General features: G+C 63.8%; 31 protein-coding genes and 1 riboswitch. Of the genes, 18 read left to right on the forward strand and 13 right to left on the reverse strand.

What is annotated here, in order from left to right; translation table 11 throughout:
* Positions 1–3: 3 nt before the first annotated feature.
* Positions 4–918 carry an aromatic amino acid exporter YddG gene (gene yddG, locus AC04SF_RS33490; protein ID WP_202352494.1) on the forward strand — a complete coding sequence of 305 codons (915 nt, stop codon included), beginning with the start codon at positions 4–6 and terminating at the stop codon, positions 916–918.
* Entirely contained in the window at positions 915–1,589 is a 675-nt protein-coding gene (locus AC04SF_RS33495; RefSeq protein ID WP_488481252.1) for a lysoplasmalogenase family protein, read from the forward strand. Before yddG ends, AC04SF_RS33495 begins: the two co-directional genes overlap by 4 nt.
* On the opposite strand, the gene AC04SF_RS33500 is transcribed toward AC04SF_RS33495, so the two are convergent.
* Together AC04SF_RS33500 and gloB are read right to left on the reverse strand one after the other, a co-directional pair.
* Positions 1,564–2,004, reverse strand: a complete 441-nt coding sequence (locus AC04SF_RS33500) for a cupin domain-containing protein (RefSeq protein ID WP_488481253.1) — start codon at positions 2,002–2,004, stop codon at positions 1,564–1,566. The genes AC04SF_RS33495 and AC04SF_RS33500 overlap by 26 nt on opposite strands.
* Positions 2,005–2,026: 22 nt before the next feature.
* Complete coding sequence (gene gloB / locus AC04SF_RS33505; protein ID WP_488481254.1) at positions 2,027–2,794, reverse strand: hydroxyacylglutathione hydrolase; 768 nt, start codon at positions 2,792–2,794, stop codon at positions 2,027–2,029.
* A 164-nt stretch (positions 2,795–2,958) separates the two neighbouring features.
* On the opposite strand from gloB, the gene AC04SF_RS33510 reads away from it, so the two are divergent.
* The 4 genes from AC04SF_RS33510 (at position 2,959) to AC04SF_RS33525 (ending at position 7,060) form a co-directional block, all read left to right on the forward strand.
* Complete coding sequence (locus tag AC04SF_RS33510) at positions 2,959–3,747, forward strand: class I SAM-dependent methyltransferase (RefSeq protein ID WP_488481255.1); 789 nt, start codon at positions 2,959–2,961, stop codon at positions 3,745–3,747.
* Between the two features lie 133 nt (positions 3,748–3,880).
* Positions 3,881–5,707, forward strand: coding sequence for an ABC transporter ATP-binding protein/permease (locus AC04SF_RS33515; protein WP_488481256.1), 1,827 nt, complete (start codon positions 3,881–3,883; stop codon positions 5,705–5,707).
* A gap of 88 nt (positions 5,708–5,795) precedes the next feature.
* Entirely contained in the window at positions 5,796–6,599 is an 804-nt protein-coding gene (locus tag AC04SF_RS33520) for a DUF1194 domain-containing protein (RefSeq protein ID WP_488481257.1), read from the forward strand.
* A gap of 140 nt (positions 6,600–6,739) precedes the next feature.
* Positions 6,740–7,060 (forward strand): DUF1330 domain-containing protein, encoded by a 321-nt coding sequence (locus AC04SF_RS33525; RefSeq protein ID WP_488481258.1) that lies wholly within the window; start codon positions 6,740–6,742, stop codon positions 7,058–7,060.
* Positions 7,061–7,067: 7 nt separating this feature from the next.
* Here AC04SF_RS33525 and metW read toward each other — a convergent pair whose 3' ends face one another.
* Both metW and metX read right to left on the reverse strand, forming a co-directional pair.
* Positions 7,068–7,682, reverse strand: coding sequence for a methionine biosynthesis protein MetW (gene metW / locus AC04SF_RS33530; protein WP_027047441.1), 615 nt, complete (start codon positions 7,680–7,682; stop codon positions 7,068–7,070).
* Complete coding sequence (gene metX / locus AC04SF_RS33535; protein ID WP_488481259.1) at positions 7,679–8,848, reverse strand: homoserine O-acetyltransferase MetX; 1,170 nt, start codon at positions 8,846–8,848, stop codon at positions 7,679–7,681. Before metX ends, metW begins: the two co-directional genes overlap by 4 nt.
* 106 nt (positions 8,849–8,954) lie before the next feature.
* A riboswitch (SAM riboswitch) is annotated at positions 8,955–9,032 on the reverse strand.
* 159 nt (positions 9,033–9,191) lie between these two features.
* Here metX and hisC point away from each other — a divergent pair.
* Both hisC and AC04SF_RS33545 read left to right on the forward strand, forming a co-directional pair.
* Positions 9,192–10,301 (forward strand): histidinol-phosphate transaminase, encoded by a 1,110-nt coding sequence (gene hisC / locus AC04SF_RS33540; RefSeq protein WP_488481260.1) that lies wholly within the window; start codon positions 9,192–9,194, stop codon positions 10,299–10,301.
* A 21-nt stretch (positions 10,302–10,322) separates the two neighbouring features.
* A complete protein-coding gene (locus tag AC04SF_RS33545) occupies positions 10,323–11,258 on the forward strand; it encodes a prephenate/arogenate dehydrogenase family protein (protein WP_488481261.1) in 936 nt (311 codons plus the stop codon).
* Here AC04SF_RS33545 and AC04SF_RS33550 read toward each other — a convergent pair.
* Both AC04SF_RS33550 and AC04SF_RS33555 read right to left on the reverse strand, forming a co-directional pair.
* The gene (locus AC04SF_RS33550) at positions 11,255–12,184 is read right to left on the reverse strand and encodes a sugar kinase (protein WP_488481262.1); all 930 of its coding nucleotides are present in this window, start codon (positions 12,182–12,184) and stop codon (positions 11,255–11,257) included. The two genes, AC04SF_RS33545 and AC04SF_RS33550, sit on opposite strands and share 4 nt — an antisense overlap.
* 6 nt (positions 12,185–12,190) lie before the next feature.
* On the reverse strand, positions 12,191–13,189 hold the full coding sequence (locus tag AC04SF_RS33555; protein ID WP_488481263.1) for a DUF2125 domain-containing protein: 999 nt from the start codon (positions 13,187–13,189) through the stop codon (positions 12,191–12,193).
* A 152-nt stretch (positions 13,190–13,341) separates the two neighbouring features.
* Here AC04SF_RS33555 and AC04SF_RS33560 point away from each other — a divergent pair, with 152 nt between their 5' ends.
* From AC04SF_RS33560 to AC04SF_RS33570, 3 genes are all read left to right on the forward strand, one after another.
* Positions 13,342–13,863 (forward strand): gamma-glutamylcyclotransferase, encoded by a 522-nt coding sequence (locus tag AC04SF_RS33560; protein WP_488481264.1) that lies wholly within the window; start codon positions 13,342–13,344, stop codon positions 13,861–13,863.
* Between the two features lie 123 nt (positions 13,864–13,986).
* Positions 13,987–14,934 carry an aldo/keto reductase gene (locus tag AC04SF_RS33565; RefSeq protein ID WP_488481265.1) on the forward strand — a complete coding sequence of 316 codons (948 nt, stop codon included), beginning with the start codon at positions 13,987–13,989 and terminating at the stop codon, positions 14,932–14,934.
* Between the two features lie 89 nt (positions 14,935–15,023).
* Entirely contained in the window at positions 15,024–15,650 is a 627-nt protein-coding gene (locus tag AC04SF_RS33570; protein ID WP_488481266.1) for a LysE family translocator, read from the forward strand.
* Between the two features lie 19 nt (positions 15,651–15,669).
* On the opposite strand, the gene AC04SF_RS33575 is transcribed toward AC04SF_RS33570, so the two are convergent.
* A complete protein-coding gene (locus AC04SF_RS33575) occupies positions 15,670–16,458 on the reverse strand; it encodes a lysophospholipid acyltransferase family protein (protein WP_488481267.1) in 789 nt (262 codons plus the stop codon).
* Between the two features lie 77 nt (positions 16,459–16,535).
* A complete protein-coding gene (locus AC04SF_RS33580) occupies positions 16,536–17,441 on the reverse strand; it encodes a LysR family transcriptional regulator (protein ID WP_488481276.1) in 906 nt (301 codons plus the stop codon).
* Positions 17,442–17,541: 100 nt separating this feature from the next.
* Between AC04SF_RS33580 and AC04SF_RS33585 the strand changes: the two genes are divergently transcribed.
* From AC04SF_RS33585 to AC04SF_RS33595, 3 genes are read left to right on the forward strand one after another with little or no spacing between them, the layout of a single operon-like run.
* Entirely contained in the window at positions 17,542–18,093 is a 552-nt protein-coding gene (locus AC04SF_RS33585) for a carboxymuconolactone decarboxylase family protein (protein WP_488481268.1), read from the forward strand.
* Between the two features lie 58 nt (positions 18,094–18,151).
* Positions 18,152–18,622, forward strand: coding sequence for a nuclear transport factor 2 family protein (locus AC04SF_RS33590; protein ID WP_202352509.1), 471 nt, complete (start codon positions 18,152–18,154; stop codon positions 18,620–18,622).
* Between the two features lie 24 nt (positions 18,623–18,646).
* Positions 18,647–19,279, forward strand: coding sequence for a pyridoxamine 5'-phosphate oxidase family protein (locus tag AC04SF_RS33595; RefSeq protein ID WP_096450727.1), 633 nt, complete (start codon positions 18,647–18,649; stop codon positions 19,277–19,279).
* 8 nt (positions 19,280–19,287) lie between these two features.
* Here the strand turns inward: AC04SF_RS33595 and AC04SF_RS33600 are convergent, their stop codons facing one another.
* The 3 genes from AC04SF_RS33600 to ftsE all read right to left on the reverse strand — a co-directional run bounded on the left by AC04SF_RS33600 (position 19,288) and on the right by ftsE (position 21,769).
* The gene (locus AC04SF_RS33600; RefSeq protein WP_488481269.1) at positions 19,288–20,013 is read right to left on the reverse strand and encodes a YdcF family protein; all 726 of its coding nucleotides are present in this window, start codon (positions 20,011–20,013) and stop codon (positions 19,288–19,290) included.
* A gap of 111 nt (positions 20,014–20,124) precedes the next feature.
* A complete protein-coding gene (locus AC04SF_RS33605) occupies positions 20,125–21,117 on the reverse strand; it encodes a cell division protein FtsX (RefSeq protein WP_096450723.1) in 993 nt (330 codons plus the stop codon).
* Positions 21,110–21,769 carry a cell division ATP-binding protein FtsE gene (gene ftsE, locus AC04SF_RS33610; RefSeq protein WP_010911739.1) on the reverse strand — a complete coding sequence of 220 codons (660 nt, stop codon included), beginning with the start codon at positions 21,767–21,769 and terminating at the stop codon, positions 21,110–21,112. The genes AC04SF_RS33605 and ftsE overlap by 8 nt, the downstream gene beginning before the upstream one ends.
* A 189-nt stretch (positions 21,770–21,958) precedes the next feature.
* Here ftsE and AC04SF_RS33615 point away from each other — a divergent pair, with 189 nt between their 5' ends.
* The 3 genes from AC04SF_RS33615 (at position 21,959) to AC04SF_RS33625 (ending at position 23,660) form a co-directional block, all read left to right on the forward strand.
* Positions 21,959–22,603 carry a hypothetical protein gene (locus AC04SF_RS33615; protein ID WP_488481270.1) on the forward strand — a complete coding sequence of 215 codons (645 nt, stop codon included), beginning with the start codon at positions 21,959–21,961 and terminating at the stop codon, positions 22,601–22,603.
* Positions 22,604–22,626: 23 nt separating this feature from the next.
* Complete coding sequence (gene hpt, locus AC04SF_RS33620; RefSeq protein ID WP_488481271.1) at positions 22,627–23,169, forward strand: hypoxanthine phosphoribosyltransferase; 543 nt, start codon at positions 22,627–22,629, stop codon at positions 23,167–23,169.
* Between the two features lie 119 nt (positions 23,170–23,288).
* Positions 23,289–23,660, forward strand: coding sequence for a response regulator (locus tag AC04SF_RS33625; RefSeq protein WP_488481272.1), 372 nt, complete (start codon positions 23,289–23,291; stop codon positions 23,658–23,660).
* On the opposite strand, the gene AC04SF_RS33630 is transcribed toward AC04SF_RS33625, so the two are convergent.
* Positions 23,661–24,608 (reverse strand): DMT family transporter, encoded by a 948-nt coding sequence (locus AC04SF_RS33630; RefSeq protein WP_488481273.1) that lies wholly within the window; start codon positions 24,606–24,608, stop codon positions 23,661–23,663. It lies immediately after the preceding gene.
* A 223-nt stretch (positions 24,609–24,831) separates the two neighbouring features.
* Here AC04SF_RS33630 and AC04SF_RS33635 point away from each other — a divergent pair, with 223 nt between their 5' ends.
* Positions 24,832–25,713: a LysR family transcriptional regulator gene (locus tag AC04SF_RS33635; protein WP_488481274.1), complete on the forward strand. Its 882-nt coding sequence runs from the start codon at positions 24,832–24,834 to the stop codon at positions 25,711–25,713.
* On the opposite strand, the gene AC04SF_RS33640 is transcribed toward AC04SF_RS33635, so the two are convergent.
* A partial coding sequence (locus AC04SF_RS33640) for a glyoxalase superfamily protein (RefSeq protein WP_488481275.1) occupies positions 25,692–26,101 on the reverse strand: 410 nt, incomplete at its 5' end. The two genes, AC04SF_RS33635 and AC04SF_RS33640, sit on opposite strands and share 22 nt — an antisense overlap.

Genomic DNA, 26,101 nt, shown 5'->3' on the forward strand with positions numbered 1-26,101 from the left:
GACATGGCGCGCGCAACACTGATCGGCTTTTCGGCGGTCGCCATGTGGGCGCTTTTGGCGCTGCTCACCGATGCGTCGGGCAAGGTGCCGCCATTCCTTTTGTCGGCGATCACCTTCTCGATCGGCACCGGCGTCGGGCTTGTCGCGCGGCTCTTCATGCCGGCCGCCGACAAGAGCCAGAAGATTCCACCGCAGGTCTGGCTGATCGGCATTGCCGGCCTGTTCGGCTACCATTTTTTCTATTTCACCGCGCTGCGCAACGCGCCGGCGGTCGAGGCGAGCCTGATCGCCTATCTGTGGCCGCTGCTGATCGTGCTCGGCTCGGCGCTGATGCCGGGCGAAAAACTGGCGTGGAACCATGTCGTTGGCGCGCTGCTCGGCCTTGCCGGCACCGTGCTGATCGTCACCAAGGGCGGCGGGCTGGCTTTTGATGCGCGCTACACCTTCGGCTATGCCATGGCTGCCGTCTGCGCGCTGCTGTGGTCGTCCTACTCGCTTTTGTCGCGGCGCTTTCCGTCGGTGCCGACCAGCATCGTCACCTGGTTCTGCGCGGCGACTGCCGTGCTGTCGCTCGTTTGCCATCTGGCGCTGGAGCAAACGGTGTTGCCTGAAGGCGTCGGCCAGTGGCTGGCGGTGCTTGGGCTTGGCCTGATGCCGGTGGGGGCGGCTTTCTATGCCTGGGACATCGGCGTCAAACGCGGCAATATCCAGGTGCTGGGCGCGGCAAGCTATGCGGCGCCGCTGCTCTCGACGCTGGTGCTGATCGCGGCCGGCGTCGCCGAGCCATCGCTGCGCATCCTCGCTGCCTGCGTGCTCATCACCGGCGGTGCGGCCTTGGCGGCAAAATCGCTGTTCCTGCGCAAGCCGGCCGTAGCTGAGAGCCGCGCCGAGGCAGCCGAAAGCGGAGCCGGGGCATGACCATGCCGTTTGCCGGCGGCATCGACGCCAACGCCAATGCGACGCTGATCTTCTCGCTGGTGGCGGCGGTGATCTACGCTTTCACGCTGGGCATGCCGCAGAGCCTCGCCCGCTCCGCGGCAAAGACGCTTAGCGTCGCGATGCTTGCCGTGCTTTCGGCGCTGCAAGGCGGCCCGCTGCTGCTGGTCGCGGCCCTCGCGCTCAGCGCGGTCGGCGACGCCTTCCTGTCGCGCGACGGCGAAAAAGCCTTTCTCGGTGGGTTGGCGAGTTTTCTCGTCGCCCACATCGTCTATGTCGTTCTGTTCCTGCGCAGCGGTGGCGGGGTGGGATTGCTTGGTGCCGAATCCTGGCGCGGGGCGATTGCACTGGCGCTGGCGGTGTTCGCAATCGTCATGTTCGCCGCGCTCTGGCGCCGCGTCGGCCCCAGCCTGCGTATTCCGATCGCAGTCTATGTCGTAGCGATCCTGGCGATGGGCATGGCGGCGCTGACCACCAACAGCGCCTGGGTCATCGGCGGCGCGGTGCTGTTCATGGCTTCGGACGGGCTGCTCGCCACCGAGAAATTCTTAGTGGCAGCCATCTCGCCGCATCGCGCCTGGATGCGTTTGGCCGTCTGGGTGCTGTATTACGCCGCCCAGCTCGCGATTACGCTGGGGTTCCTGCTGGGCTAGGATTCCAGCCCGGTTCGGCCAGTTCGAAGGCGGCGAAATCAAAACCCGGCGCGACGGTGCAGCCAACCAGCGTCCATTCGCCGAGGCTGCGCGCCGATTGCCACCAGCCCGCCGGCACAACGATCTGCGGCCGTTCGCCCGCCGCGAGCTCGATGCCGAGCACCTGCTCGATCACGGTTGACCGTTCTTCCCACATCGACAGCGCCAGCGGCGCGCCGGCATGGAAATGCCAGACCTCGGCGGCGTCCTTGACCCGATGCCAGGCGGAAAGCTGGTGCTGCTCCAGCAGGAAATAGATGGCGGTCGAATGGCCGCGTGCACCGCCGGCTTCGTCGCGAAAGGTTTCCGTGTACCAGCCGCCTTCCGGATGCGGCTTCAGTCCGAGTGTCGCGATGATTTCTGCTGAACTGGTCATCGGTCGAAGGCCTGCACGATGCTCAAAAATTGTCCTTGCGCTTGCGGATCTCCGCAAACACTTCGGCATCCCCGGCCTTTTCCATGCCGAGATGCTTGCGGATCGCCGGATCATGCCAGCGCAGGAAGGGATTGGTCGACAATTCCTCGCCGATCGTCGTTGGCAGCGTCGGCCTGTTTTCGACCCGCAGCGCCTCGATCCTGGCGGCACGCTCCTTCAAGGCCGAATTGGTCGGGTCGACGGTCAGCGCGAAACGGGCGTTGGCGAGCGTGTATTCGTGGCCGCAATAGATTGTCGTTGTAGCCGGGAGGGCTGCAAGTTTCTTCAGTGATTCATACATGACCGGCGGCTTGCATTCGAACAGGCGTCCACAGCCCAGCGCGAACAGCGTGTCGGCGGTGAACGCCACCTGCGACGCCGGTAGATGATAGGAAACGTGGCCGGCGGTATGGCCGGGAGTGGCGATCACCTCGATCCGCTCGTCGCCGAGATGAAGCACGGAGCCCTCTTCGACGGTTTCGTCGATGCCGGGGATCTTGGCCTTTTCCGCCTCCGGGCCGACGATGCGCAGCTTGAAGCGCTCCTTCAGCGCCAGATTGGCCTCGACATGGTCCGTATGATGATGTGTGGTCAGGATCATCGTCGGTGTCCAGCCGGTGCGCTTGATCGCGGCCAGGATCGGCGCTTCCTCGGGTGCGTCGATGATCGCGGTCAGCCCGCTTTTGCGGTCATGCACCAGCACGCCGAAATTATCGCTGCGGCACATGAACTGTTCGATTTCGACCGCCATCGTATCTCTCCATTTGTCGCCGCAGACATAGGGCGCCAGAGGGCGGATGTCATCCCGGAGATGACAATGTCACTCCCGGAGATGAAGAATGTCATCCGGGGATGCGTCGGCAACCTCAGGGGCTCTTTGTTGAAACCTGCCGACATCACGGCTACATCCCTGACATGCATTCCGACATCGTCGACCTTCGCTCCTTCTATTCGACAACGCTCGGCCGCTTCGCCGAGCGCTCGATCACCATGGCGCTGTCGTCGATATGGGCCACTGTCCCCAACGAACGGCTGGTCGGGCTGGGCTATACGCTGCCCTGGCTGGAACGGTTCGGCTCCGACGCCGAGCGGGTCTTTGCCTTCATGCCGGCGACGCAGGGTGCCGTGGTCTGGCCGGCGACAGGGCCGACGGCGACGGCCCTGGTCTTCGATGAGGAGTTGCCGCTGGTCGATTCCTGCATCGACCGCATGCTGCTCGTCCACTCGCTCGAGCATGTCGAAAATCCGCGCGAGACGCTGAACGAGATCTGGCGGGTGCTGTCGCCGGCAGGGCGCGTCGTCATCGTGGTGCCCAACCGGCGCGGTGTCTGGGCGCGCTTCGAGCATACGCCGTTCGGCAATGGCCGGCCGTTCTCGCGCGGGCAGCTGACGGAACTGCTGCGCGAGGCGAATTTCACGCCTGCCGCATGGTCCGACGCCCTGTTCTTCCCGCCATCGCGGCGGCGCTTCATGATGCGCTTCCACAATGTGCTGGAGCGCGCCGGCCGACGGCTGTGGCCGATCTTTTCCGGCGTCATCGTCGTCGAGGCGCAGAAGCGGCTTTATCAAGGCGTGCCGGTCGCCCAGCGCGCCTCGCGCCGCGTTTTCGTACCGGTGCTATCGCCACACGGCGCGACACGGCTCGGCCGCCGGGCCGAGGCGACAGGCGCGGCAGTAGCGGCTCGCCAGGTGAAACCTTCGTGATCAGCGCGGAAACTTTCCTCGCGCGGCATTTTTCCGTCCTATCTGTCGTGCTGGGTTCACGGACTGACAGGCGGCGGCCGTCGGCTCCCTTCATCCGGTTTCAGCATCGCACCTGAACGCAAGGACCTCTGATATGGCTGATCAACTGGACAATCAGGCCACCGTTCAGCCCGTCGCCGTGGCCGTCGAGGCCAGCAGTCTGCGCGAGCAGGTGGCGACGATCAAACGCGCGCTGGTGGTGTCGCCGGTTCGCAAGTGGTTGCTGTGGACGTCGGTCGGCATCATGGCCGTCATCATTGCGACGTCGATCGGCCAGGTCCTGCTCAACCGCTGGAACCAGCCCTTCTATGATGCGCTGGCGCGCCGCGACATGGCGGCATTCGTGCACCAGCTTCTGGTCTTTGCGATGATCGCTGGCGGGCTGCTGGTGCTCAATATCGGCCAGACCTGGCTCAACCAGATGATCCGGCTGAAGCTGCGCGAGGCGCTGACGCTGGACCTGATCGACCAGTGGATGCGGCCGGCGCGTGCCTTCCGGCTGGCCAATGCCGGCGCCATCGGCGTCAATCCTGACCAGCGCATGCAGCAGGATGCGGCGCATCTCTCGGACCTGTCGACCGATCTCGGCGTCGGGCTCTTACAGTCGCTCATCCTGCTCTTGTCCTTTGTCGGCGTGCTGTGGGAACTGTCCTCGGGCTTCGTCTTCCACATTGGCGGCTGGTCGCTGGCCATACCGGGCTACATGGTGTGGGCCGCGTTCCTCTATGCCGGCATCGCCTCCTGGCTGAGCTGGCTGGTCGGTCGACCGCTGATCGGGCTCAACAGCGATCGCTACACGCGCGAAGCCGAGCTGCGCTCCTCCATGGTGCGCGTCAACGAGAATGTCGATGCGATCGCGCTCTACCATGGCGAAGACGACGCCAAACTGCGGCTCGAACTCGACCTCGGCACGGTGCTGGGCGCGATGCGGCGTATCTTCACGGCCCAGATCAATCTATCCTGGGTGACCGATACCTATGGCTGGATCACGGTCGTGGCCCCCATTCTGGTCGCGTCGCCGGTTTATTTTTCCGGTGACATCAGCTTCGGCGGGCTGATGATGGCGGTCGGTGCCTTCAACCAGGTGCACTCTTCGTTGCGCTGGTTCATCAACAACATCGGCAGCATCGCCGATTGGCGCGCCACGCTGATGCGCGTCGCCGACTTCCGCATCGCGCTCGATGAAACCGATGTGCTGCACGACACCGAAAGGCGCATCACCTTCGATCAAAATGCCAATGGCAGCCTGACGTTCGAGAAGCTTCAAGTGGCTTCGCCGGAGGGCTGCACAAAACTCTCCGATCAGCACGTCGAGATACGCCCCGGCGAACGGGTGATGATCACCGGCGAGCCGGGCGCCGGCAAGACGCTGTTTTTCCGCGCCATTGCCGGGCTTTGGCCCTGGGGCGGCGGAAAGATCGGCCTGCCGGCTGGAGAAACCCTCATCTTCGTTCCACGCGTGCCGTATTTGCCGGCCGGCACGTTGCGCGAGGTGCTCAATCACGCGAACGGGCATGCGCCCGCGAGTGATATCGATATTGCAGCGGTGCTGGCCGAGGTTGGTCTTGAACGGCTGTCGTCGTCGCTGGATCGCGTCGGGCGCTGGGATCATGAATTGGGCGATGACGAACAGCGCTTGCTGGGTGTGGCCAGGCTCGCCTTGCGGCGGCCGAAATGGGTGATCATCGACGAGGCGATGGACGCGTTCGACGGACCCGCACTGCGGCGCGTGCTGGCGATGCTGGAAAAGCATCTGAAGGGCGCCACGATCATCAACATCGGGCGCGGCCAGCACAACAATCAGTTCTTTCCGCGCGGCCTGACGATCGTCAAGGATTCGGGTGCCCAGCCGCTGAAACCAGCCCGCGTCAGGGCCGGCGCCATCGATCCGCCGCCGGCCGCCACCCGCCGCAAGAAGTAGGGCTGTTTTCCCGCGCTGCCGCAGCAAGCTTTATTTCGCCGCGATCGCGAAGGAAGATTTCCCGGAGAAACAGAATTTGGCGGTGGCGATGCTTGATGCTCTGCGCCTGCTTGCCTGTCTTGCCTGTGCCCAGCCAACTCCGGTTGCGTCGCCATCGGATGCGCTGACTGTCGACGTCGAGTTGGTGTTGGCGGTCGATATCTCCCTGTCGATGGACGAGAAGGAGTTCGCGCTGCAGCGCGCCGGCTATGTCGAGGCGCTGCGGCATCCCGATTTCATAAGGGCTGTCCGGTCCGGCAATACGGGCCGCATCGCGATTGCCTATTTCGAATGGGCCGGCACGGTGCGCGATGACGCGGTCATCAACTGGCAGATCATCGACAGCGCCGAGAGCGCCAACGGCTTTGCCGACAAGGTGGCGGCGCGCCCGTTCCGGAGTTTTCGCGGCACCTCGATTTCCACAGCACTTGCCTTCGGCGCCGGACTTTTCGACAGGACGGATTTCAAGGGCGAGCGCAGCGTCATCGACATTTCCGGCGATGGCCCCAACAACATCGGGCGGCCGGTCACCGCGATGCGCGATGCGGCAACCGCCAAAGGCATCGTCATCAACGGCCTGCCGATCCTGATCAGCCCATCGCCCACTTTCAAGCATCTCGACCAGTATTACGCGCAATGCGTGACCGGCGGACCAGGCTCCTTCGTGCTGCCAATTTATGCGGTAGCCGAATTTTCCACCGCCATCCGGCGCAAGCTGATCCTCGAAGTGAGTGGCATTCAGGACAAGGCCAATCCCGTACCCGTCGACGCGGACGCACCGATCGACTGCCTGCAAGGTGAGCGGGACAGGCGATTCCTGTCGGATCCCTATTTCCCGGAACTCGACCGGTGAGTTTGCGCGAGAGCGCCTGAGGCCGGCCGTCGAAGGCACCGATTCCATTACCTCGGGCGTAATCGCCTCGCGTCAGGCATTCCGACAGATTGCTCTCACGAGGCCGGCAAATCGGCTTCGATAGACAAGGGAGTTACGTCATGATCGCTTACGCTGTAGCCCATATGCGCCAAGTCACGATGGGTCCGCAGATCGTCGAGTATCTGCACAAGATCGATGCCACGCTGGAGCCTTTCGGCGGCCGTTTCCTGGTCCATGGCGGCAACGTCGAGATGATTGAGAACGACTGGCCGGGCAACCTCATCATCATCGAATTTCCCGACCGGCGGCATGTGCGCGAGTGGTATAGTTCGCCCGCTTACCAAGCAATATTGGCCTTGCGTTCGGAGAATTCCCAGTCCGATGTGGTGTTTGCCGACGGTGTCGAACATCCGCACAAAGCCACGGATGTCCTGGGCTAGACGCGCCCTACCGCTTCAGCAAGAAAACCGCCTGCTGGCCAAAGAAATTCCAGAACCACCAGGGCATGGACAGGCCGATCTTCTGGCCGGCGGCGTCGAGCGCGGTCGCCTTTTCCACCGTCGCACCAAGCTCCTCGCACAAATTGACGAAGTCGCGGATGGTGCAGAAATGGATGTTGGGCGTGTCGTACCAGGAATAGGGCAGGTCCTGGGTTACCGGCATGCGGCCCTTGACGAACAGCGACAGCCGCACCCGCCAATGGCCGAAATTGGGGAAGGAGACGATCGCCCGGTTACCGATGCGGAGCAGTTCGTCGAGCACCAGCTTCGGGTTGCGCGTCGCCTGCAAGGTCTGCGACAGGACGACGAAGTCAAAACCCTTGTCGGGATAGAATTCGAGATCCTTGTCGGCATCGCCCTGGATGACGGAGAGGCCGCGCGCCACGCATTCGTTGACGCCGCGCTGCGACAGTTCAAGCCCGCGGCCGTCGACCTGCTTGGTGTCCTGCAGCAATTCAAGCAGCGAGCCGTCGCCCGAGCCGACGTCGAGCACGCGGGACTGCGGCGGGATGAGGTTGGCGACGACCTCGAGGTCGACGCGCTGGCTGCCGTTCACACTCATGATGCGAGTCCTCTTGCCCGTGCCGCTGAGCCGATGAAGCCGTTGATGGCGGCGAACAGTTCCGGCTCGTCGAGCAGGAAGGCATCGTGGCCGCGATCGGTCTCGATCTCGACGAAGGACACCGAGGCACCGGCGGCGTTGAGCGCGTGCACAATGGAGCGGCTTTCTTCCGTCGGAAACAGCCAGTCCGATGTGAACGACACCAGGCAGAAGCGGGTCTTGGTTCCGGCAAAGGCATCCGCCAGCCTGCCGCCATGGTCAGCGGCAATGTCGAAATAGTCCATGGACCGCGTCATGTAGAGGTAGGAATTGGCGTCGAAGCGGTCGACGAAGGTCATGCCCTGGTGGCGCAGATAGCTTTCGATCTGGAAGTCGGCATCGAAGCCGAACGTCAGGTGGTCGCGATCCTGCAGATTGCGGCCGAATTTGCGGTGCAGGGCGGCTTCCGAGAGATAGGTGATGTGGGCAGCCATGCGCGCCACCGCCAGGCCCTTTTCCGGGCGCTTGCCGTGCTCGAAATATTTGCCGCCATGCCAGTCTGGATCGGCCATGACCGCCTGCCGGCCGACCTCGTGGAAGGCGATGTTCTGCGAGGAGTGACGCGCGCCGGTGGCGATCGGCAGCGCCGAAAAGACGCGTTCGGGGTAGCTCGACGCCCATTCCAGCACCTGCATGCCGCCCATCGAGCCGCCGAGCACGCAGAACAGTTTCTCGATGCCGAAATGGTCGATCAGCATCTGCTGCGCGCGCACCATATCGCGGATGGTGATGACCGGCAGGTCGAGCCCATAGGGTTTGCCGGTGGCGGGGTTGGTCGAGGCCGGGCCGGTGGAGCCCAGACAGCCGCCGATGACGTTGGAGCAAATAACGAAGAAACGGTTGGTGTCGATGATCCTGCCGGGGCCGATCAGCACCTCCCACCAACCCGGCTTGCCGGTTACCGGATTGGTGCTGGCGACATGCTGGTCGCCGGTCAGCGCATGGCAGACGAGGATGGCATTGGAGCGGGCATCGTTCAGCGTGCCATAGGTCTGGTAGGCGATCTGGAACGGCGACAAAAGCGTGCCGGCGTCGAGCTTGAGCGGCTTGTCCGCCCCGAAGCGCAACACCGGGCTCGACGGCTGGTCGGCCTCGTTGTTGGTCTTTCCTGCGCGCAGAGCGGCCATTCTCGTCTCACTTGCTGCATCACATCAGGCGAAAAGTCGCCGCTGATGCTTCCGTCCGGCCGGCCGCGGACAATAAAAAACCGGCATTGCCATTCGCAAAGCCGGTTACGTCACGCAAACGGCCCTTTAGCGAATTGTTTAACGTGGCTGCAAGCCGACCGGCCAAATCACCACGGAACTGTTGCTGTCCTTCTAGAACTCGCTTGCCCTGCCGTCAATGCCGGCTGTCTGGACCGGCATCCGGGCCGGCTGCTGACCCCACTGCCACCTCTCGACATTGCCGGCCATGGCTTGTATTTCCGCTGCGGCCTCGGATGAGGCGTTCTCGACGGATTTTTACGACATGACGCAGACACCGGATCAGGCACGTCCAACCCCGCGCGCGGGCATCATGGAGATAGACGCCTATGTGCCGGGCAAGAGCGCCGCACCCGCCGGTGTCGCTAAGGTCTACAAGCTCTCGTCAAACGAGAATCCGCTCGGCCCGTCACCGAAGTCGATCGAGGCCGCGCGTGAGGTTGCCGCCAGGCTCGATATCTATCCCGACGGCACCGCCAGGCGGCTGCGCGAGGCGATCGCCGAGGTGCATGGCCTCAACGCGCAGAACATCATCTGCTCCAACGGATCCGACGAGATCCTCGGCCTTTTGGCGCAGACCTATCTGGCGCCCGGCGACGAGGCCATTTTCACCGAACACGCCTTCATGGTCTACAAGATCTACATTCAGTCGGCCGGTGCGGCGCCGATCGCGGTCAAGGAGACCGAGGAGCGCGCCGATATCGATGCGATTCTGGCCGCCGTCACGCCGCGCACGAAAATCGTGTTTCTGGCCAACCCCAACAACCCGACCGGCACCTATGTGCCGTTCCAGGAAGTGCGCCGTCTGCATGCCGGCCTGCCCAGGCATGTGCTGCTGGTGCTCGACGCGGCCTATGCCGAATATGTCCGCCGCAACGATTATGAGGCCGGCATCGAGCTGGTCGGCGGCGCCGAGAACGTGGTGATGACGCGCACCTTCTCCAAGATCGGCCTCGGTGGAGCGCGGATCGGCTGGATGTATGGCCCGATGCACATTGTCGACGCCATCAACCGCGTGCGCGGTCCCTTCAACGTCAATGCGACGGCGATCGAGGCTGGTATCGCCGCGATCCGCGACCGCGCCCATGTCGAGCGCAGCGTGGCGCATAACGAGACCTGGCTCGCCTGGCTGAGCGAACAAATGACCGGGCTCGGGCTGCGGGTGACGCCCAGCGTCGGCAATTTCCTGCTCATTCATTTTCCCGACGATCAGAAGCATTCGGCGGCTGCAGCGGACGACTATCTGACCGCGCGGGGCTACATATTGCGGCGCGTTTCCGGCTATGGCTTTCCCAACGCGCTGCGCATGACAGTCGGCACCGAAGAGGCCAATCGCGGCGTTGTCGCCGCGCTCACGACATTCCTGAAAAGTTAGAACGCCCGAAAGCTGCACACCATGACATCACCGATGTTTGAAAAGATCGCGCTGGTCGGCATCGGCCTGATCGGCTCGTCGCTGGCCCGTGTCATCCGGCGCGAAGGCCTGGCCGGTCACGTCGCCATCTCCACCCGCGGCGCCGCGACGCTGAAGCGGGCGCAGCAGCTTGGACTGGGCGATTCCTACACGACCGACGCGAAGGAAGCGGTCCGCGATGCCGATCTTGTCATCGTCTCGGTGCCGGTCGGCTCGTCCGGCGCGGTGGCTGAGGAAATCGCGCCGGCGCTGAAGAAGGGGGCGATCCTCACCGATGTCGGCTCGACCAAGGCCTCCGTCATCGCGCAGATGCAGCCGCACGTGCCTGACGGCGTCCATTTCATTCCCGGCCATCCGCTGGCGGGCACGGAAAAATCCGGACCGGATGCCGGTTTTGCCGATCTGTTCGACAATCGCTGGTGCATCTTCACGCCGCTGCCAGACACCGATCCGGATGCGCTCGAGCGGCTGTCGGAATTCTGGCGCGGCTGTGGCGCCAACATCGACACGATGGATCCGCAGCATCACGACATGACGCTGGCCATCGTCTCGCATCTGCCGCACATCATCGCCTACAACATCGTCGGCACCGCCGACGATCTGGAATCGGTGACCAAGACGGAAGTCATCAAATATTCCGCCTCCGGCTTTCGCGACTTCACGCGTTTGGCCGCCTCCGACCCGACGATGTGGCGGGATGTCTGCCTGCACAACAAGGACGCTATCCTCGAGATGCTGGCGCGGTTTTCGGAAGATCTAGCCTTCCTGCAGCGGGCGATCCGCTGGGGTGACGGCGACAAGCTGTTCGACCTGTTCACCCGCACCCGCGCCGTGCGCCGCTCGATCATCGAGGCCGGCCAGGACATCGATGTGCCCGATTTCGGCCGTCAGGCGGTCGAGCACCCGTCGAAGAACTAGGCTGTTTCGGGCCAGGTTGCCGCGACCATCGCCAGCGTCTCGGCCCGGTCCGGCGCGCCGAGCCTGCCGCCGAAGCGTTGGCATTTGAGCGCGGCGGCGGCACTGGCAAAGCGCAAGGCCTGCTCGACCGGCATGGCTTCGGCCAGCCCGACGGCAAAAGCGCCGTGAAAGACGTCACCTGCGGCGAGCGTGTCGACCGCCTTGATCTTTGGCGCCGCGACATGACGGGATGATCCCGCTTCCCGATCGAACCACCAGGTGCCCGCCGCGCCGCCGGTGATCGCGACGAAGGCATCGGTGCGGGAGGCCATGTCGGTGCAGGCGGTCTCAAGATCCAGCGCATGGCCGCATATGATACGCACCGCCGGCTCGGAGGCGACGATGTGCGAGGCCAGCGGCAGCAGCTGCTCCAGCACCGCCAGCGGCGCGGTATCGGCATCGAGGATCGCCGGCCGGTTGGCGGCGTGCGCCGCCTTGAGGGCAAGTGTCGCTGCACCCGGCCAGCGCAAGTCGACCAGCACGGCATCGAATGCCGTGATGTCTGCGAAAGGCAAAGCCTCGGGATCGGTCTGGGCCAGCCTGTCGTAGAAAGGCACGATGATGCGCTCGCCATGGGCGTCGATCAGGATCGAGGCCAATGCCGAGCGCGCGCCGCTGACGTGGCGGACATAGCTGCAGTTGACACCCTCGGCCTCGATTCCGGCGACCAACTGATCGCCGACCGCATCGTCGCCGGCGCTCGCCCATAGCGACACGTCGGCGCCCAGGCGATGCGCGGCGCAAGCGGCGCTCGTCGCCATGCCGGAAGCGATCTGCACGCCATCGGCGGCGATGAACTTTCCCTGATGCGTGGGCAGCGTCTCGACACGTAGGATGGTGTCCAGCGTCAGCGCGCCGACGCTGAGGAGCTTCGGGGGTTTTGCCATGGCCGGTTATTGCACCGGCTTGATCTTGCCGAGTGGGATGAAGCCGAGCGAGGCCTTGCCTTTGATGACTTTCAGCGGCATCGACGGTTCGCTGCCGAGCATAGCCAGCGCGGCAAAGCCCTGCTCGATCGCATTCTTCTGCTCGGGTATGGCTCCGGCAAGGATGGTTGCCACGGCCTTGGGATCCTTGATCCGGATCATCAGATCGGCGTCGACCAGACCCTCAGCGTCCACCGACAGCGGTCCGGAAACGGTGACCCGTGCCGTGCCGGAGGACAGATCGAGGTTGCGAATCTCGACCTTCTGGCCGCGCAGGCTCTTCACCTGCGTTCCAATCAGCGCGACACCATTCTTCAGCGTGGCGTCGCCGCTGGCATCGAGCGCCGGCAGCACGCGCCCGCCGATCGCATCCGGGTCGATCTCCAGATCGGTAAAGCTGCCGATATAGTCGACGTCCTGACCATTGGGCTGCAGCTGGCCGGCGGCCCTGCCGGCGCTGAACAGTTCCACCGGATCGGTGTCGTCGGCCGGATCGGTCTGCCCGGACAGCCCTTCCGCCTGCAGTGCGATGCGCTGCGGCAGCGGCCATGACAGTTTGACCTTGGCCTGCAGATTGTCCCAGTCGATCCACAGCGGCACCATGCCGGGGACGGAGGTCCTGAGCGGGCCGCGCAGATCGGCGACCGGCGACAAAGGCTGGATGATCTGGGCGACGGCATTGAAGGAGCCGGCCGAGGCCGCGATGTTCCTGGCATCGTCCTCGTAGGCGAGGTTGTCGCAGGAGACGGTGAAGCTCAAGGGATAGCCGCTGACCTGGAGATTGGCGCAGCCGGCCTGGACGCCATCCTTGTTGAGCGTGGCGACCACCTTGTCGGCTTCAGCCCTGACCCTGTTGGACAGGTAGAACCAGCCACCGCTGTAAATGGCGAACAGCACAACTATGGACGCCACAAGCCAGAACAGGCCGCGGCGGGACTTTGGTTGGCGTTCGTCACTTGACGTCATGCTTTGGCTCTCATTAACGCATGGATGTTGGTGGACGGACCTTCGATTCCGACAACCAAGTAGACATTGGCGAATAGGTAGCCGGGGACGGACGGAAAAAACACCGGTTCCGGTGCGGTGGTGCCATTCTTTTTGCAATCAGGCGCGGCGATATGGGCGATTTTTGGGTGTTTGGCTATGGCTCGCTGATCTGGCGGCCGGGTTTCGCGCATGTTGAGACGCGGCGCGCCCATTTGCACGGCTACCGCCGCTCGCTCTGCGTCTATTCCTTCGTGCACCGCGGCACGCGCCAGCGGCCCGGACTGGTGCTCGGCCTCGACCATGGCGGCTCCTGTGTCGGCCTGGCTTTCCGTGTGCCCGGCGAATTGCGCGACGAGGTCATCGCCTATCTGCGCGAGCGCGAACTCGTCACATCAGTCTATCTCGAGCGCACGCTCAAGGTCCGCCTCGACGGCGGCGGAACGGTCGAAGCGGTGGCCTACATCGTCGACCGCAAGCATGAGCAATATGCCGGCGGGCTGGACGCCGCGCATGCGGCGGCGGTGGTGCGCGGCGCGGTCGGCCAATCCGGCGGCAACGAGGATTACGTTCTCAGCACGCTGAAGCATCTGGAGGCGCTAGGCATCCGCGACCATTGGCTGGAAGAAGTGGCACGGGGGATAGCGCCTTTGTGAAGCGCTGGCTCTGCGGAAAAACGCGGCCAGGCCTTTGACCTCGGCGAGGCAAGACCTAGCTTAGGCCCCGAACCCAACCAGCGGGCGGCTTCCGCCCGGTCGAAATCATCACGGAGATCCGTCTTGCAGAAACGCCGTCTCGGTCGCACCGACCTTTCCATCGCGCCGCTGGTTCTGGGCGGCAACGTTTTCGGCTGGACCGCCGATGAGAAGACTTCTTTCGACCTGCTCGACCGCTTCGTCGGCGGCGGTCTCAACGCCATCGATACGGCCGACGCCTATTCGCGCTGGGTGCCGGGCAACAAGGGCGGCGAATCGGAAACCATCATCGGCAGCTGGATGAAGGACCGTGGCAACCGCGACAAGGTCGTGGTGATCACCAAGGTCGGCTCGGATATGGGGCAGGGGCACAAGGACCTGTCCGCCGCCTATATCGAAAAGGCCGTCGATGCCTCGCTGAAACGGCTGCAGACCGATGTCATCGACCTCTATCTGTCGCACTGGCCGGATCCGACCACGCCCTACGAGGAAACCCTCGGCGCCTACGAAAAACTGCTCGCCAAGGGCAAGGTCCGCCATGTCGGCTGCTCGAACCTCGACGCGGGCCAGTTGCGCGCCGCACTCGATGTGGCGAGCCTGCGCAGCCTGCCGCGTTATGAGGTGCTGCAGCCGGAATACAATCTCTACGACCGCTCGTCCTTCGATGGGCCGTTGCGCGATCTCTGCGTGGCCGAGGATATCGGCGTCATCACCTATTTCAGCCTGGCCAAGGGTTTCCTGAGTGGCAAATACCGCAGCGAAGCCGATCTTGGCCAAAGCGAGCGCGGCGGCGGGGTGAAGGACTATCTCAACGCGCGCGGCATGCGCATCCTGGCAGCGCTCGACGCGGTGTCGGCCAGGCATTCGGCCAAGCAGGCGGAAGTGGCGCTTGCCTGGGTTATCGCGCGGCCGGGTGTCACCGCGCCGATCGCCAGCGCCACCAAGCCTGAGCAGATGGACAGCCTGATCAAGTCGGCTTCGTTGAAACTGACCGCCGACGACATGGCAGAGCTCGATCGGGCGAGCAACTGAGGCTTCGGCCCCATTCTACGCACGAACGTCCAAGACCACGCTCCTGTCTTGCCATAGCGTCCTTCGCTCGTGGCAAGGCAGAGGGTGCAATGACGGAGCCGCTTCTTTCGCAGCCGCAGCTTTGGAGACCGCTGCTGGCGCTGGTACTGGCCGCCACTGTGGTCATGGGCAGTCCAGGTCCGGCAACGATAAGCGTCACCGCTGTCGGCGCCGCCTTCGGCCTGCGCGATTCGCTGCGCTACACCTTGGGGATCGTTGTTGGCACGACCGCCGTCTTGCTGGTCGTGGCGACCGGGATCATGGCAGTACTCGGGTCGATGCCGAGGTTGGCGCCGGTGCTTGTTGTCGCGTCCGCCGCCTACATTCTCTATCTCGCTTTCAAGATCGCCACGGCGCCGCCGCTGGCGGCACGCACGGCCGAGGCTTCGCGCCCGACCTGGCTGGCCGGGTTTCTGCTGGCGGTCGCCAACCCCAAAGCCTATGTGGCGATCGCCGCCGTGTTTGCCGGCGCCTCGTCTAACCAGGGCGGTGTCGAGCTCGGCCTATGGCTGAAGCTGACGATTCTGGCGGGAATGATCGTTGTCATCCATGCGGTGTGGCTGCTTGGCGGTGCCGCGTTCGCGCGCTTCCTGCGCAGGCCTGTTGCCTCGCGCATCATCAATCTGGTCTTCGCCGCGACGCTGGTGCTGACCACGGTCCTGGCTGTCTACGGCTGATTGCCTGGCCGAAGGGCCTTCAGGCCTTCGCGCCGAGCTCCCGCAGCCGCTTCACCGCAGTCGGCGGGAAGGCCGGAGGGTTGGGCGCGCGGGATGCCTCGACGAGCATCTGGTCGCAAGCGGCTTCCGTCTCGCCGATCAGCCGCGCCATGAACTCGTCCTTGCCGAGGCCCGGCGGAATCGGCGGCAGGAAACGCGCCTTGATGGTGCCGGGGTAGCGCAGGAACTTGCGGCGCGGCCAATAGAGGCCGGCGACATGGGCGACCGGCACCACCGGAACGCCCAACTGAGCATAGATTTCGACGATGCCGTATTTGTAGGCCGGCTCGTCGCCCGGCGCCCGGCGCGTGCCCTCGGGATAGATGATCAACTGGCGCGGGTTGCGCGCCATCTCTGCCTTGGTCGCCGCGACCACAGCCTTCAGGGCTTTGGAGCGGCTGCCGCGATCGACCGGGATCATGCGCATCTTCATGATGTACCAGCCGAAGAACGGGATCCAGGTCAGCTCGCGCTTGAGGATGTAGAGCGGGTCCTGAAGAAAGGGGAAGAAGGCGATTGCGTCCCAGAAGGACTGGTGCTTGGGCGCCAGGATGAAGGAGCCTTCGGGCAGGTTTTCCTGCCCGGTGATGTCGCTCTTGGTGCCTGCGATCTTGTCATAGAGCCACATGCAACTGCGCGACCAGGATTTCGGCACGAACCAGGCACGGTGGCGGGGCGACAGGAAATAATACGGGGTCCAGAGGATCATCTGGACGATCAGATTGACGTAGAAGACGAAGTTGAACGCCAGCGATCTGACATAGAGCATGGGGGAGGTCCGGTGAGGAGGTGTGCGTTGGTTACACCAAGCAGCGGCAAAAAGGAAACAGGGCGACGCGGCTCACTTTACCAGGTCGCCTGTGCTAGACGTTCCCTCAGGCGTGGGGCGGCGAAATCGAGGAAGGCGCGCAGTTTCACCGGTAGCCGGCCCTGGCCGGCGTGCACCAGGTTTACCGGCCACGGCTCCGGTTCGAATTCCCCGAGTACCGGGCAGAGTGTCCCTGAGCGCACAGCAGCGACGATCTGGTAAGAAAGCACGCGCGTCATCCCGACACCTGCAATAGCGGCATCGATCGCTGCCTCGGCGGTGTTGACCCGGAGCCTGGAGCGGACAGGGACGGGAACGTCAGCCTTTTCCACTGAGAAGGTCCAAGTGGCGAGTGAGCCAAGGCCTTCGAAGGTGATGCAGCTGTGCGTCTCAAGGTCTTTCGGGATTTTCGGAGCCGCGTGCTCGGCGAGATAAGCCGGACTTGCGCAGACGACATGCCTGATCGAACCGACCCTGGTCGCGAGCATGCGCGAGTCCGGCAGCCGGCCGATGCGGATGGCGAGATCGATATGCTCCTCCGCCAACTGGCTTATCCTGTCGCCGAGCGTCAGGCGGATATCCACTTGCGGGTAGGTGGAGAGGAACGCGGTGACGATCGGCAGCACGTGAAGCCGGCCGAAGACGATCGGCGCGGTGATGATCAGTTCGCCGGTCGGAGCGCTGTATTCGCCGCCGGCGACGCGTTCGGCCTCGCCGACCTCGTCGAGAATGCGGCGGCAGGCGGCAAGATAGGCGTCGCCCGCGTCGGTCAGCGTCAGCCGGCGTGTCGAGCGGTTCAGCAGACGTGTCTGCAGATGCCGTTCCAGATCTGAGATCTTGCGGCTGACGGTCGCAAGTGGAACGCCCGAACGGCGTGCGGCGGCGGAAAGGCTACCGGTCTCCACCGTTGCGACGAAAAGGGACATGGCCTCGAGGCGATCCATTGTTTCTTCCGGAAATTGGAAGGATAGATTGCAAATATGCCATCTACATCCGGCAAGTGGAAGAGTGCAAATAAGCGGCGTGAGCAACAAGGAAATCGCAATGCCGCGCATCACCACGCCATCGTCCATCGCCGCTGCTCCCACAGCAACGCAACCCGTGCTGCAGGCTGTCGAGAAGCAGCTTGGTGTCGTGCCGAACCTGTTTCGCATGATCGCCAACAGTCCAGCTGCGCTCGAAGGCTATGTCGCCATGTCGGGGGCGTTGGCCAAGGGTCGGTTGCCTGCACCCACACGCGAGCGCATTGCGCTGGCGGTCGCCGAGATCAATGGCTGCAGCTACTGCCTGTCCGCACACACCTACCTTGGCAAGAGCCTCGCCCGGCTCGACGATGCCGAAATGCTCGCCAACCGCCACGGTGGCTCCACGGACCCCAAGGCCGCCGCGGCGGTGCGTTTTGCCGCCAAGGTTGCGCAGAGCCGCGGGCATGTCAGCGATGAGGATCTCTCCGCCGTGAGGCTGGCGGGTTATGACGACGGACAGATCGTCGAGATCGTCCAGCATGTCGCCCTGAACGTCTGGACCAACTATATCAATGAAGTTGCCCAGACCGAGATCGATTTTCCGGTTGTTTCTGTCCGCGATGCTGCGTGAATCCGGAAAGGGCTGGCGGTGTCCGCCGGTCCCGCCCTTCATACCGTAGAGGATTCCCATGTCTGAAAGCCGCCCGCCGCTTCCGCCTTTCACCGCCGAGACCGCAGCGCAAAAGGCGCGGATGGCCGAGGATGCCTGGAATTCGCGCGATCCGGCACGGGTCGCGCTCGCCTATACGACCGACAGCCGCTGGCGCAACCGCGCCGAATTCCTGCAAGGCCGCGATGCCATCCAGGCCTTCCTGACGCGCAAATGGAGCCGCGAACTCGACTACCGGCTGATCAAGGAGGTCTGGGCCTTCCACGGCAACCGCATCGCCGTGCGCTTCGCCTATGAATGGCACGACGACAGCGGCTCCTGGTTTCGCAGCTACGGCAATGAGAACTGGGAGTTCGACGAGCACGGGCTGATGCGCCTGCGCATCGCCAGCATCAACGACCTGCCGATCGCGGAAGCCGACCGCAAATATCACTGGCCACTCGGGCGCCGCCCGGATGATCACCCGACATTGTCGGCGCTCGGGCTCTAGCGCCATCCCGCAAGGAGGCTTTCGATGAACGCGCATGCTTTCACCAGTGACGTCGCCTTCACGCCGACCGTCAAGGCGATCCAGGCGCGCAAGGGTTCGCGCCAGTCCTACGCCCGGGTCGAGGAGCGTGGTGGCTGGCAAGCCGTCATCACGCCGGACCTTGCCGCTTTCATCGAGATGCAGACCAGCGTCTTCCTGTCGACGGCCAATGGCGATGGCCAACCCTATATCCAGCATCGTGGCGGGCCGGCCGGCTTTCTCAAGGTGCTGGACGAAAAGACGATCGGCTTCGCGGATTTTTCCGGCAACAGACAGTTCATCACGCAGGGCAATCTGGCGGACAATCCACGCGCCTTCCTGTTCCTGATCGACTACATGCTGCGCCAGCGCATCAAGATCTGGGGTACGGCGCGCGTCGTCGAAGGCGATGCCGAGTTGATGGCGAAGCTGATGCCGCAAGATTACAAGGCACGTCCAGAACAGGTCATCCTGTTCACGGTCTCGGCCTGGGATTCCAACTGCCCGCAACACATCCCGCAGCGCTTCGAGGCGGCTGACGTGGCCGCAGCGCTTGGCGAGCGGGACAGACGCATTCAGCAACTCGAACAGGAGGTTGCGCGTCTCAAGGGGATGTCAGGCGCTGCCGCCAAGGACTGATATCTGGATCAGCCGCCGGCCGCGGTCTCGGCCAGCGCAACGCCGTCGGGCGTCTGCTTCACCGGCACGATGCCGCGCGCCAGCGCCAGGAGGTATTTGGTGTATTCGGTGAACAGCACACGCAACGCCCGTGGCTTGGTCAGCCAGCCGCCATTGTCGAGGTTGGAATTGACCACTGGATAGGGCTCCAGCTTGGCGCCATGCAGCAGCCGGCCCATTTCCAGCAGGCTGCGCGGCATGTGATAGTTGTTGGTGACGAGGATCACCGTGCTGTAGGCATGGCTTTCGACCCATTTGGCGCTTTCCTCGGCATTGCCGATCGTGTCGAGCGCGGCGCGGTCGATGTCGACGCAGCAGGAAAACAATTTTTTGTCGCCGCCGGTCGCGACCTGGAGCTGGCGACGGCTGGCGGAAGGATGCACGCCGCTGATCAACAGCCGATCGCCCTTGCCGGACGCCAGCAGATCCATCGCGGCGTCGAGGCGCGACTGGCCGCCGGTGAGCACGATGATGGCATCGGCCTTCTGCGGATTGGCGGGCGTGGTCAGATGGGCAACCTTGTTGGCGAACCAGCCGAAGCCGCCGGCAAACAACGTTGCAAGGACGAGAAGAGAAAGCGCGGATATCCGCAGCGCGGTCTTTAAACGGCTAATGCCGCTATGGTCGCGCAGACGCGCAACCACCACAGGCATTTGTCCAACCGTCCCGGTCGAATCCCGCACGTCCATAGCCATATGGTTAATCCCGAAATGCGGCCTTTGGTAGGTAAAAGACGCAATTTGCGTTACGCCGGTTCTCCATCCGTGATCACCCTGCCTCCATCCCGCGCCAGAGCAGCTCCCCTTTCATGCGTCCGGTTGGCGAACGTCGATGTCGCTGAGATAGGCGACGACGGTGGCATGCGAGGTTGCCGCCGTCAGCGCGCCGATCACCAGAACCATCAGGACGACGCCGAGATAGCCTGCCGAACCGATGGCAAAATTGCCGAACAAAGCGGTTGCCTGGTCGGCCTGCGGCGTCGCCATGTTGCGCGACGACCACCAGGAAAAGACGATGAAGACCAGGACCGCCGCCGCGCCGCCGGCGGCCGCGCCCTTCATGCCGGTGACCAGGAAATGCCGGCGGAATTCGCGCGCAATGAAAGCCGCCTCGGCGCCGACGAAATGCAGCACCTCGATGATGTGGCCATTGCCGGCCATGGCGCCGCGGGTCGCGAAGACCACGGTCAGCACCGTCGCCGACAGCATCAGCGCCAGCACGGCAATGCCGATGGTCACTGTGGTGCGGGCCATGGCCACCAGCCGGTCGACCCAGGTGCGGTGATCATCGAGCGAGGCGCTTGGCAGTTTCGGCGTGATCGCGGCGCGCATGGCGGCGAAGTCGGGCGGGCTGTTCTCGTCGATGGTGACAATGATCAGGCGCGGTACGGGCAGTTCGTCGATGTTGAGGCCTGAACCGAGCCACGGCTCCAGCAGCCTCGCGGTCGCCTCGCGGTCGATGATCCTTGTCGATTTCACGCCGGGGAATTCGCCGGCGATCTGCGAGGCCTGGGCAAGGGCGGCTTCCATGTCGACGCCGTCGGCCGGCTTGATCTGGATCGTTGCCTCGCGCGAAATCTGGTTCTCCCACACCGAAGCGGTGTCACGCACCAGCGTCACCGCGCCGAAGGTCAGGCAGGACAGGAAGGTCATGATGGCAATGACCAGGACGAGCGCCCGACCGGCGATGTTCTGCGCCGGCACGATCGGCGCCATACGGCGCTGGGCGCGCGGCCTTGCCTCGGCCGCCTCGGCGTCCTGCTCATGCTGTTCAAGATGTTCGGCGGACAGGTCAGTCATAGATGTCCAGCCTTCCGCCGGCCAGGATCATGCGGCGGGCGTCTACCTGTTCCATCAGGCCGAGGTCGTGGGTGGCGATCACCACGGCGGTGCCCAGTCGATTGAGTTCGATGAACAACCTGAGCAGGCGCCGCGCCAGCGGCGGATCGACATTGCCGGTCGGTTCGTCGGCCAGCAGGATCTCCGGCTGCTCGATCAGGGCACGGGCGATGGCGGCGCGCTGCTTCTCGCCGCCCGACAGGACCGGCGGCAGCACATGCATGCGCTCGCCCAGCCCCACCCATTTCAACAGCTCGGTGACATCGGTGCGGTAGCTCGCTTCCTCGCGCCCGCGCACGCGTAGCGGCAGTGCGACGTTTTCATAGGTGGTCATGTGGTCGAGCAGGCGAAAATCCTGGAACACCACGCCGATGCGCCGCCGCAGATGCGGCAGTTCGGTGCGCGAGATGCGCGAGCGGTCCTTGCCGAAAATGGTGATCAGCCCGCGCGTCGGCTTCAGCGACATGAACAGAAGGCGCAGCAGCGTCGTCTTGCCGGCGCCCGAAGGTCCGCTCAGGAACTGGAAGGAGCGCTCCGGTATATGCAAGGAGATGTCACGGAGGATTTCCGGACCCATGCCATAGCGGAGGCCAACATTTTCGAAGCGAATCAATTTCGACGACCTGAAATTCCTGGCAGCTCTAGGCCTGCCTGTTCTGCGAAAAGACCATCGGCCGGCATGGTTAACCGGTGGTTAATTCCAGGGTTGTTTCGGCGCGTCACGAGGGCTCCGGTGGGGAAGCGTTAACCATTTTTGTTTACGCAAAAGAAACGAAAAGCGAACACGCGCAATAACGGGGCCATGATGGCTGACGAACGAACCGCGCGCCCGGTTTCCGGCGAAATCATGACCGATGCCCCGGCAATTGCCGTGGTGGACCGGATCATGCGCGGCCCGGCGGCCGATATCGTCGATGCCGACTATGAAGTGATGCCGCGCCTTGCCCCTACCGTGGGAAGCGTTTCACCGCCGCCGCGCCTGATTGTCACGCCGTCCATCGAGGGCATGGACATGCTGCGCAAGCCGGAACCACCGGCGGAACGGCCGCCGGCCGTGCGCGGCGGGCCGATCTTCTGGATCGTCGGTATTGGCGCCGCCCTTGCCGCCTTCTGGGTTTCGGGCGGTCATGCGCTGGTGCGCCAGGCGCCGTTCCTGTCCGGCGCGCAGGCGTCGGCGTTGACCATTTCGGGCGTCACCTCGCGCGTCGACGTCTCGGGCGCCAATCCGGTGCTGTTTGTCGATGGCGAGGCCGCCAATGACGGGATGGGGCCGGCGACAATGCCGCCGCTCGAAATCCGCGTGACCGGCAATGACGGGCGCACGACCCGCTATACATTGGGGACATCCGGCCATTCGCTGGCGTCGGGCGAAAGATTCGGCTTTGCCAGCCGCCTCGACGTGCCTAAGAACGGCGTAAGGACCGTTTTGGTTACTTTCGCCCAATAGGCGATCACCGGGGAAGACCAGCAATGCCCATCGTACGCGACAAGGACATCGAAGTCCTGTTTTCGGCATCGGCGATCGCGCGCCGCAATCTCGAACTCGCCACGGAGATCGCCGGGCACGATTATCACGATCTCTTGGTGATTTCGGTGCTGAAGGGCTCGTTCATCTTCGCCGCCGACCTGATCCGCGCCATGCATGATGTTGGCCTGTCGCCGGAGGTCGAGTTCATTTTCATTTCCAGCTATGGCGCCGGTACCACCAGCGGCGAGGTGAGGGTGCTGCGCGACATCGACAATGAGGTCGCCGGCCGCGACGTGCTGCTGATCGACGACATTCTGGAATCGGGCAAGACGCTGACCTTCACCCGCGACCTGATGCTGTCGCGCGGTGCGAAAAGCTGCGCCATCGCCGTGCTGCTCGACAAGCGCATGCGCCGCCAGACCGCGCTCACCGCCGACTATGTCGGCTTCGACTGCCCCGATTATTTCGTCGTCGGCTATGGCATGGACGTCGCGCACGCCTTCCGTGAATTGCCCTTCGTGGGTGTCGTGAAAGGCGATGCGTGAAGCCGTTGCCTTCAGCCGACAAGTTCTGAAAAAGGCCTTAACGACGGCGGAAAAATTAGCCTGATCGGGCGCTGGGCACTTTCAGGAAAAGTCAACTTTTCGCGGCCAAATTGCCGGCCATGGCAAAGCTTCTGATCGTCGAGGACGATGAATCCGTCCGCACCCTCGCAGCCCGCGCGCTCGAACGCGCCGGCCACGCAATCGATATCGCCGCCGACGGCGCCCAAGGCCTGGCGCTGATCCGCGCCGCGCATGGTGGCTACGATCTCGTCATCTCCGACATCCGCATGCCGGAGATGGACGGTATCGAGATGGCGATCGCGGCCGCTGCCCTTTTCCCGGCGATGAAGATCATGCTGATGACCGGTTATGCCGATCAGCGCGAGCGCGCCGAGGAATTGAACGGCATCATCCTCGATGTCGTGCAAAAGCCCTTCACGCTGGCCGAAATCCGCTCGCGCGTTGAACGGGCGCTGATCTGTTTCGCCTGATCAGGCTGGATCTCTGACGGCAAGCACCGCCGCTGTTCTCACGCGCCGCCCGGTGTTGAGCGCCAGCAGGCCGGCGCCGATGATCAGCGCCGCGCCGATCACGGTCGTCGACCTGGGCACCTCGGCGAAGAACAGGAAACCCCACAGCGGCGACCACAGAATGCCGGTGTATTCGAAGGTGGCGACGCGGTTGGCCGGCGCCAGCCGGTAGCCCTGCGACAGCAGGATCATGCCGGCGGAGGCGACGAAACCGCAGGCGGCCATTTTGAGGAAATCCGGCAGCGTCGGCCATATCCAGGGCCGCACCAGGAATTCGACACTGGGGTGGACGGCGTGGGTTATGCCGGCCAGGTGGAATGTGCCGGCAACGACGGCCGCGCCGATGAGATAGGCGCCGTTCTGATAGAAGGCCATGACGGTGGACGATTCGGTATCGCCGATCTTGCGGGCCATCAGCTGCGAGAAGCCGTAGAGCGCCGCCGAGCCGAGCGACAACAGCGCGGCCCAGTCGAACAGGCCGGCGCCGGGGCGCACCATCACGATGACGCCTAGCAGTCCGATCAGCACGGTCGCCAGCGTCCGCCATGAGACGCGTTCGCCAAGATACGGCCCGGCCAGCGCCATGATGAATAGCGGCGCCATGAAATAGAGCGCCACCGCGTCGGCCAGCGGCAGCGCGGCGATGGCCAGATAATAGACCGTGTAGGAGGTGAACTGGATGAAGGCGCGGATCGTCAGCAGGCCGAATCGCTTCGACAGGATTGCCCGCAAGCCGACATCGGCATGGACGAGGGCGATCAGGATCGGCAAAGCGACGATCGAGCGGATCGCCATCACCTCGGTCACCGGATAGCCGCTCGACACGGCCTTGACGAGCGGGTCCTGCAGCGAGAAGACCAGCACGCCCAGACACAGGCTCAGGATGCCGCGCACCATCCTATTCTGCATCTGCGTTCCGGCTCCTGCGCGTGTGGTCCGAAGCTTTCGCCTGCGGAGCAAAAAGAACCCGCCACCGTTTCGGGCAGCGGGCACGAGTGAGGACTCTTTGATTGGTCCGCAGCTGATTTCGCAGCCGCATATCCAATGGGCGAGACGACTATCGTCCCGCGTTTGACATGTTGCAAACGAATTGGAATGATGCCAGCAATCAGATTTGCTTATGATGGATAACATGCGCCCGACCCTCGACAGTGATCTCCTGCGCACCTTCGTCGCCATTGCCGAGGCCGGCAATTTCACCCGAGCGGCCGAGCAGGCCGGCCGCACCCAGTCGGCCGTGTCGATGCAGATGAAGAAGCTCGAAGAGCTGGTCGGCGACAGCCTGTTCGAGCGCGGCTCGCGCGGTGTCGCGCTGACGCGGCGTGGCGGCGAACTCATCGTCAACGCCCGCCGCATCGTCTCGTTGCTCGACGAAACGGCGGCGTCTATGGCGGCGCCACCGCTCGGCGGACCGGTGCGTATCGGCATTCCTGAGGAATATGGCCACGCAATCCTGTCGCGGGCGCTGGGCGCATTCTCGAAACGTCACACCAAGGTCGAGGTCACCGTACGCTACGCGCATTCGGAGGCGCAGCTGGCGGCGCTCGCCGCCGGGGAGCTTGATCTATGCGTGGTGTTCGAATGGCAGGATCCGGCCGGCGGCGAAGTGCTGATGCACGACCCGACGGTCTGGGTGACGTCGACGCTGCATCACATGCACGAGGAACGGCCGGTGCCGATCGCGCTCTATAACAGGGTCAGCTGGTGCAAGGACTTCGCCATCAAGTCGCTGGAGCAGCGCGGTCTTGCCTACCGCGTCGCCTATACCAGCGACACCACCGGCGGCCTGAAGCTTGCCGTCACCTCGGGGCTGGCGATCGCGCCGATTTCGCGCAGCAACATCCCGGACGGTTGCCGTGAACTGACGTCGGCCGACGGGTTCGGCGACATCGATTCGTCCAATGTGGTGATGCATCGCAGCCCGAACGCGTCAGGCGAGGCGATCGATGGTATGCAGGAGGCGATCCGCGAAGCGTTCGTCAACAGGCAAGGTCAGTCCCTGACATCCTCATAGAAGGTCAGGCGGTTGCCGAACGGGTCGGCGACCGTGACCTCCTTCGTCTTCCAAGGGGTCTCCTCCAACCCCGGCCTGGCAAAGCGGTACTTTCTTTCGGTCAACTCGTGGTGGAGACCCGCAATGTCGGTCGTCTCGATCCGCAGATGAGAGCCCGGCGCGCCGTCGCCATGATGTTCGCTTAGATGCAAGACGCAGCCGTCGCGATAAATGCCTGTGTAAAGCGGCGTATTGTCTGCGTAACGGTGTTCGAACTGCACTTCGAAACCGAGAAAATCGACGTAGAATTCATGCGCCTTGGCCACATCGAAGATGCGCAGGATGGGCGTGACAGTACCGAGCTTCGGCATGGTGTTGCAACCTTTCGGGAGGGGGGTCGGGCAGGGCT

Source organism: Mesorhizobium sp. CNPSo 4671 (assembly GCF_057784245.1).

Bases quoted from the DNA above. Each gene is read 5' to 3' on its own strand.
- AC04SF_RS33510 (WP_488481255.1), top strand. From the start codon at position 2,959: ATGCATTCCGACATCGTCGACCTTCGCTCCTTCTATTCGACAACGCTC.
- AC04SF_RS33545 (WP_488481261.1), top strand. From the start codon at position 10,323: ATGACATCACCGATGTTTGAAAAGATCGCGCTGGTCGGCATCGGCCTG.
- AC04SF_RS33495 (WP_488481252.1), top strand. From the start codon at position 915: ATGACCATGCCGTTTGCCGGCGGCATCGACGCCAACGCCAATGCGACG.
- AC04SF_RS33580 (WP_488481276.1), bottom strand. From the start codon at position 17,441: ATGGATCGCCTCGAGGCCATGTCCCTTTTCGTCGCAACGGTGGAGACC.
- AC04SF_RS33615 (WP_488481270.1), top strand. From the start codon at position 21,959: ATGATGGCTGACGAACGAACCGCGCGCCCGGTTTCCGGCGAAATCATG.
- AC04SF_RS33590 (WP_202352509.1), top strand. From the start codon at position 18,152: ATGTCTGAAAGCCGCCCGCCGCTTCCGCCTTTCACCGCCGAGACCGCA.
- AC04SF_RS33570 (WP_488481266.1), top strand. From the start codon at position 15,024: ATGACGGAGCCGCTTCTTTCGCAGCCGCAGCTTTGGAGACCGCTGCTG.
- AC04SF_RS33515 (WP_488481256.1), top strand. From the start codon at position 3,881: ATGGCTGATCAACTGGACAATCAGGCCACCGTTCAGCCCGTCGCCGTG.
- AC04SF_RS33500 (WP_488481253.1), bottom strand. From the start codon at position 2,004: ATGACCAGTTCAGCAGAAATCATCGCGACACTCGGACTGAAGCCGCAT.
- AC04SF_RS33560 (WP_488481264.1), top strand. From the start codon at position 13,342: ATGGGCGATTTTTGGGTGTTTGGCTATGGCTCGCTGATCTGGCGGCCG.
- AC04SF_RS33595 (WP_096450727.1), top strand. From the start codon at position 18,647: ATGAACGCGCATGCTTTCACCAGTGACGTCGCCTTCACGCCGACCGTC.
- metW (WP_027047441.1), bottom strand. From the start codon at position 7,682: ATGAGTGTGAACGGCAGCCAGCGCGTCGACCTCGAGGTCGTCGCCAAC.
- AC04SF_RS33605 (WP_096450723.1), bottom strand. From the start codon at position 21,117: ATGACTGACCTGTCCGCCGAACATCTTGAACAGCATGAGCAGGACGCC.
- AC04SF_RS33525 (WP_488481258.1), top strand. From the start codon at position 6,740: ATGATCGCTTACGCTGTAGCCCATATGCGCCAAGTCACGATGGGTCCG.
- AC04SF_RS33555 (WP_488481263.1), bottom strand. From the start codon at position 13,189: ATGACGTCAAGTGACGAACGCCAACCAAAGTCCCGCCGCGGCCTGTTC.
- AC04SF_RS33520 (WP_488481257.1), top strand. From the start codon at position 5,796: ATGCTTGATGCTCTGCGCCTGCTTGCCTGTCTTGCCTGTGCCCAGCCA.
- AC04SF_RS33600 (WP_488481269.1), bottom strand. From the start codon at position 20,013: ATGGCTATGGACGTGCGGGATTCGACCGGGACGGTTGGACAAATGCCT.
- AC04SF_RS33585 (WP_488481268.1), top strand. From the start codon at position 17,542: ATGCCGCGCATCACCACGCCATCGTCCATCGCCGCTGCTCCCACAGCA.
- AC04SF_RS33625 (WP_488481272.1), top strand. From the start codon at position 23,289: ATGGCAAAGCTTCTGATCGTCGAGGACGATGAATCCGTCCGCACCCTC.
- metX (WP_488481259.1), bottom strand. From the start codon at position 8,848: ATGGCCGCTCTGCGCGCAGGAAAGACCAACAACGAGGCCGACCAGCCG.
- gloB (WP_488481254.1), bottom strand. From the start codon at position 2,794: ATGGCGGTCGAAATCGAACAGTTCATGTGCCGCAGCGATAATTTCGGC.
- AC04SF_RS33635 (WP_488481274.1), top strand. From the start codon at position 24,832: ATGCGCCCGACCCTCGACAGTGATCTCCTGCGCACCTTCGTCGCCATT.
- yddG (WP_202352494.1), top strand. From the start codon at position 4: ATGGCGCGCGCAACACTGATCGGCTTTTCGGCGGTCGCCATGTGGGCG.
- hisC (WP_488481260.1), top strand. From the start codon at position 9,192: ATGACGCAGACACCGGATCAGGCACGTCCAACCCCGCGCGCGGGCATC.
- hpt (WP_488481271.1), top strand. From the start codon at position 22,627: ATGCCCATCGTACGCGACAAGGACATCGAAGTCCTGTTTTCGGCATCG.
- AC04SF_RS33550 (WP_488481262.1), bottom strand. From the start codon at position 12,184: ATGGCAAAACCCCCGAAGCTCCTCAGCGTCGGCGCGCTGACGCTGGAC.
- AC04SF_RS33630 (WP_488481273.1), bottom strand. From the start codon at position 24,608: ATGCAGAATAGGATGGTGCGCGGCATCCTGAGCCTGTGTCTGGGCGTG.
- AC04SF_RS33575 (WP_488481267.1), bottom strand. From the start codon at position 16,458: ATGCTCTATGTCAGATCGCTGGCGTTCAACTTCGTCTTCTACGTCAAT.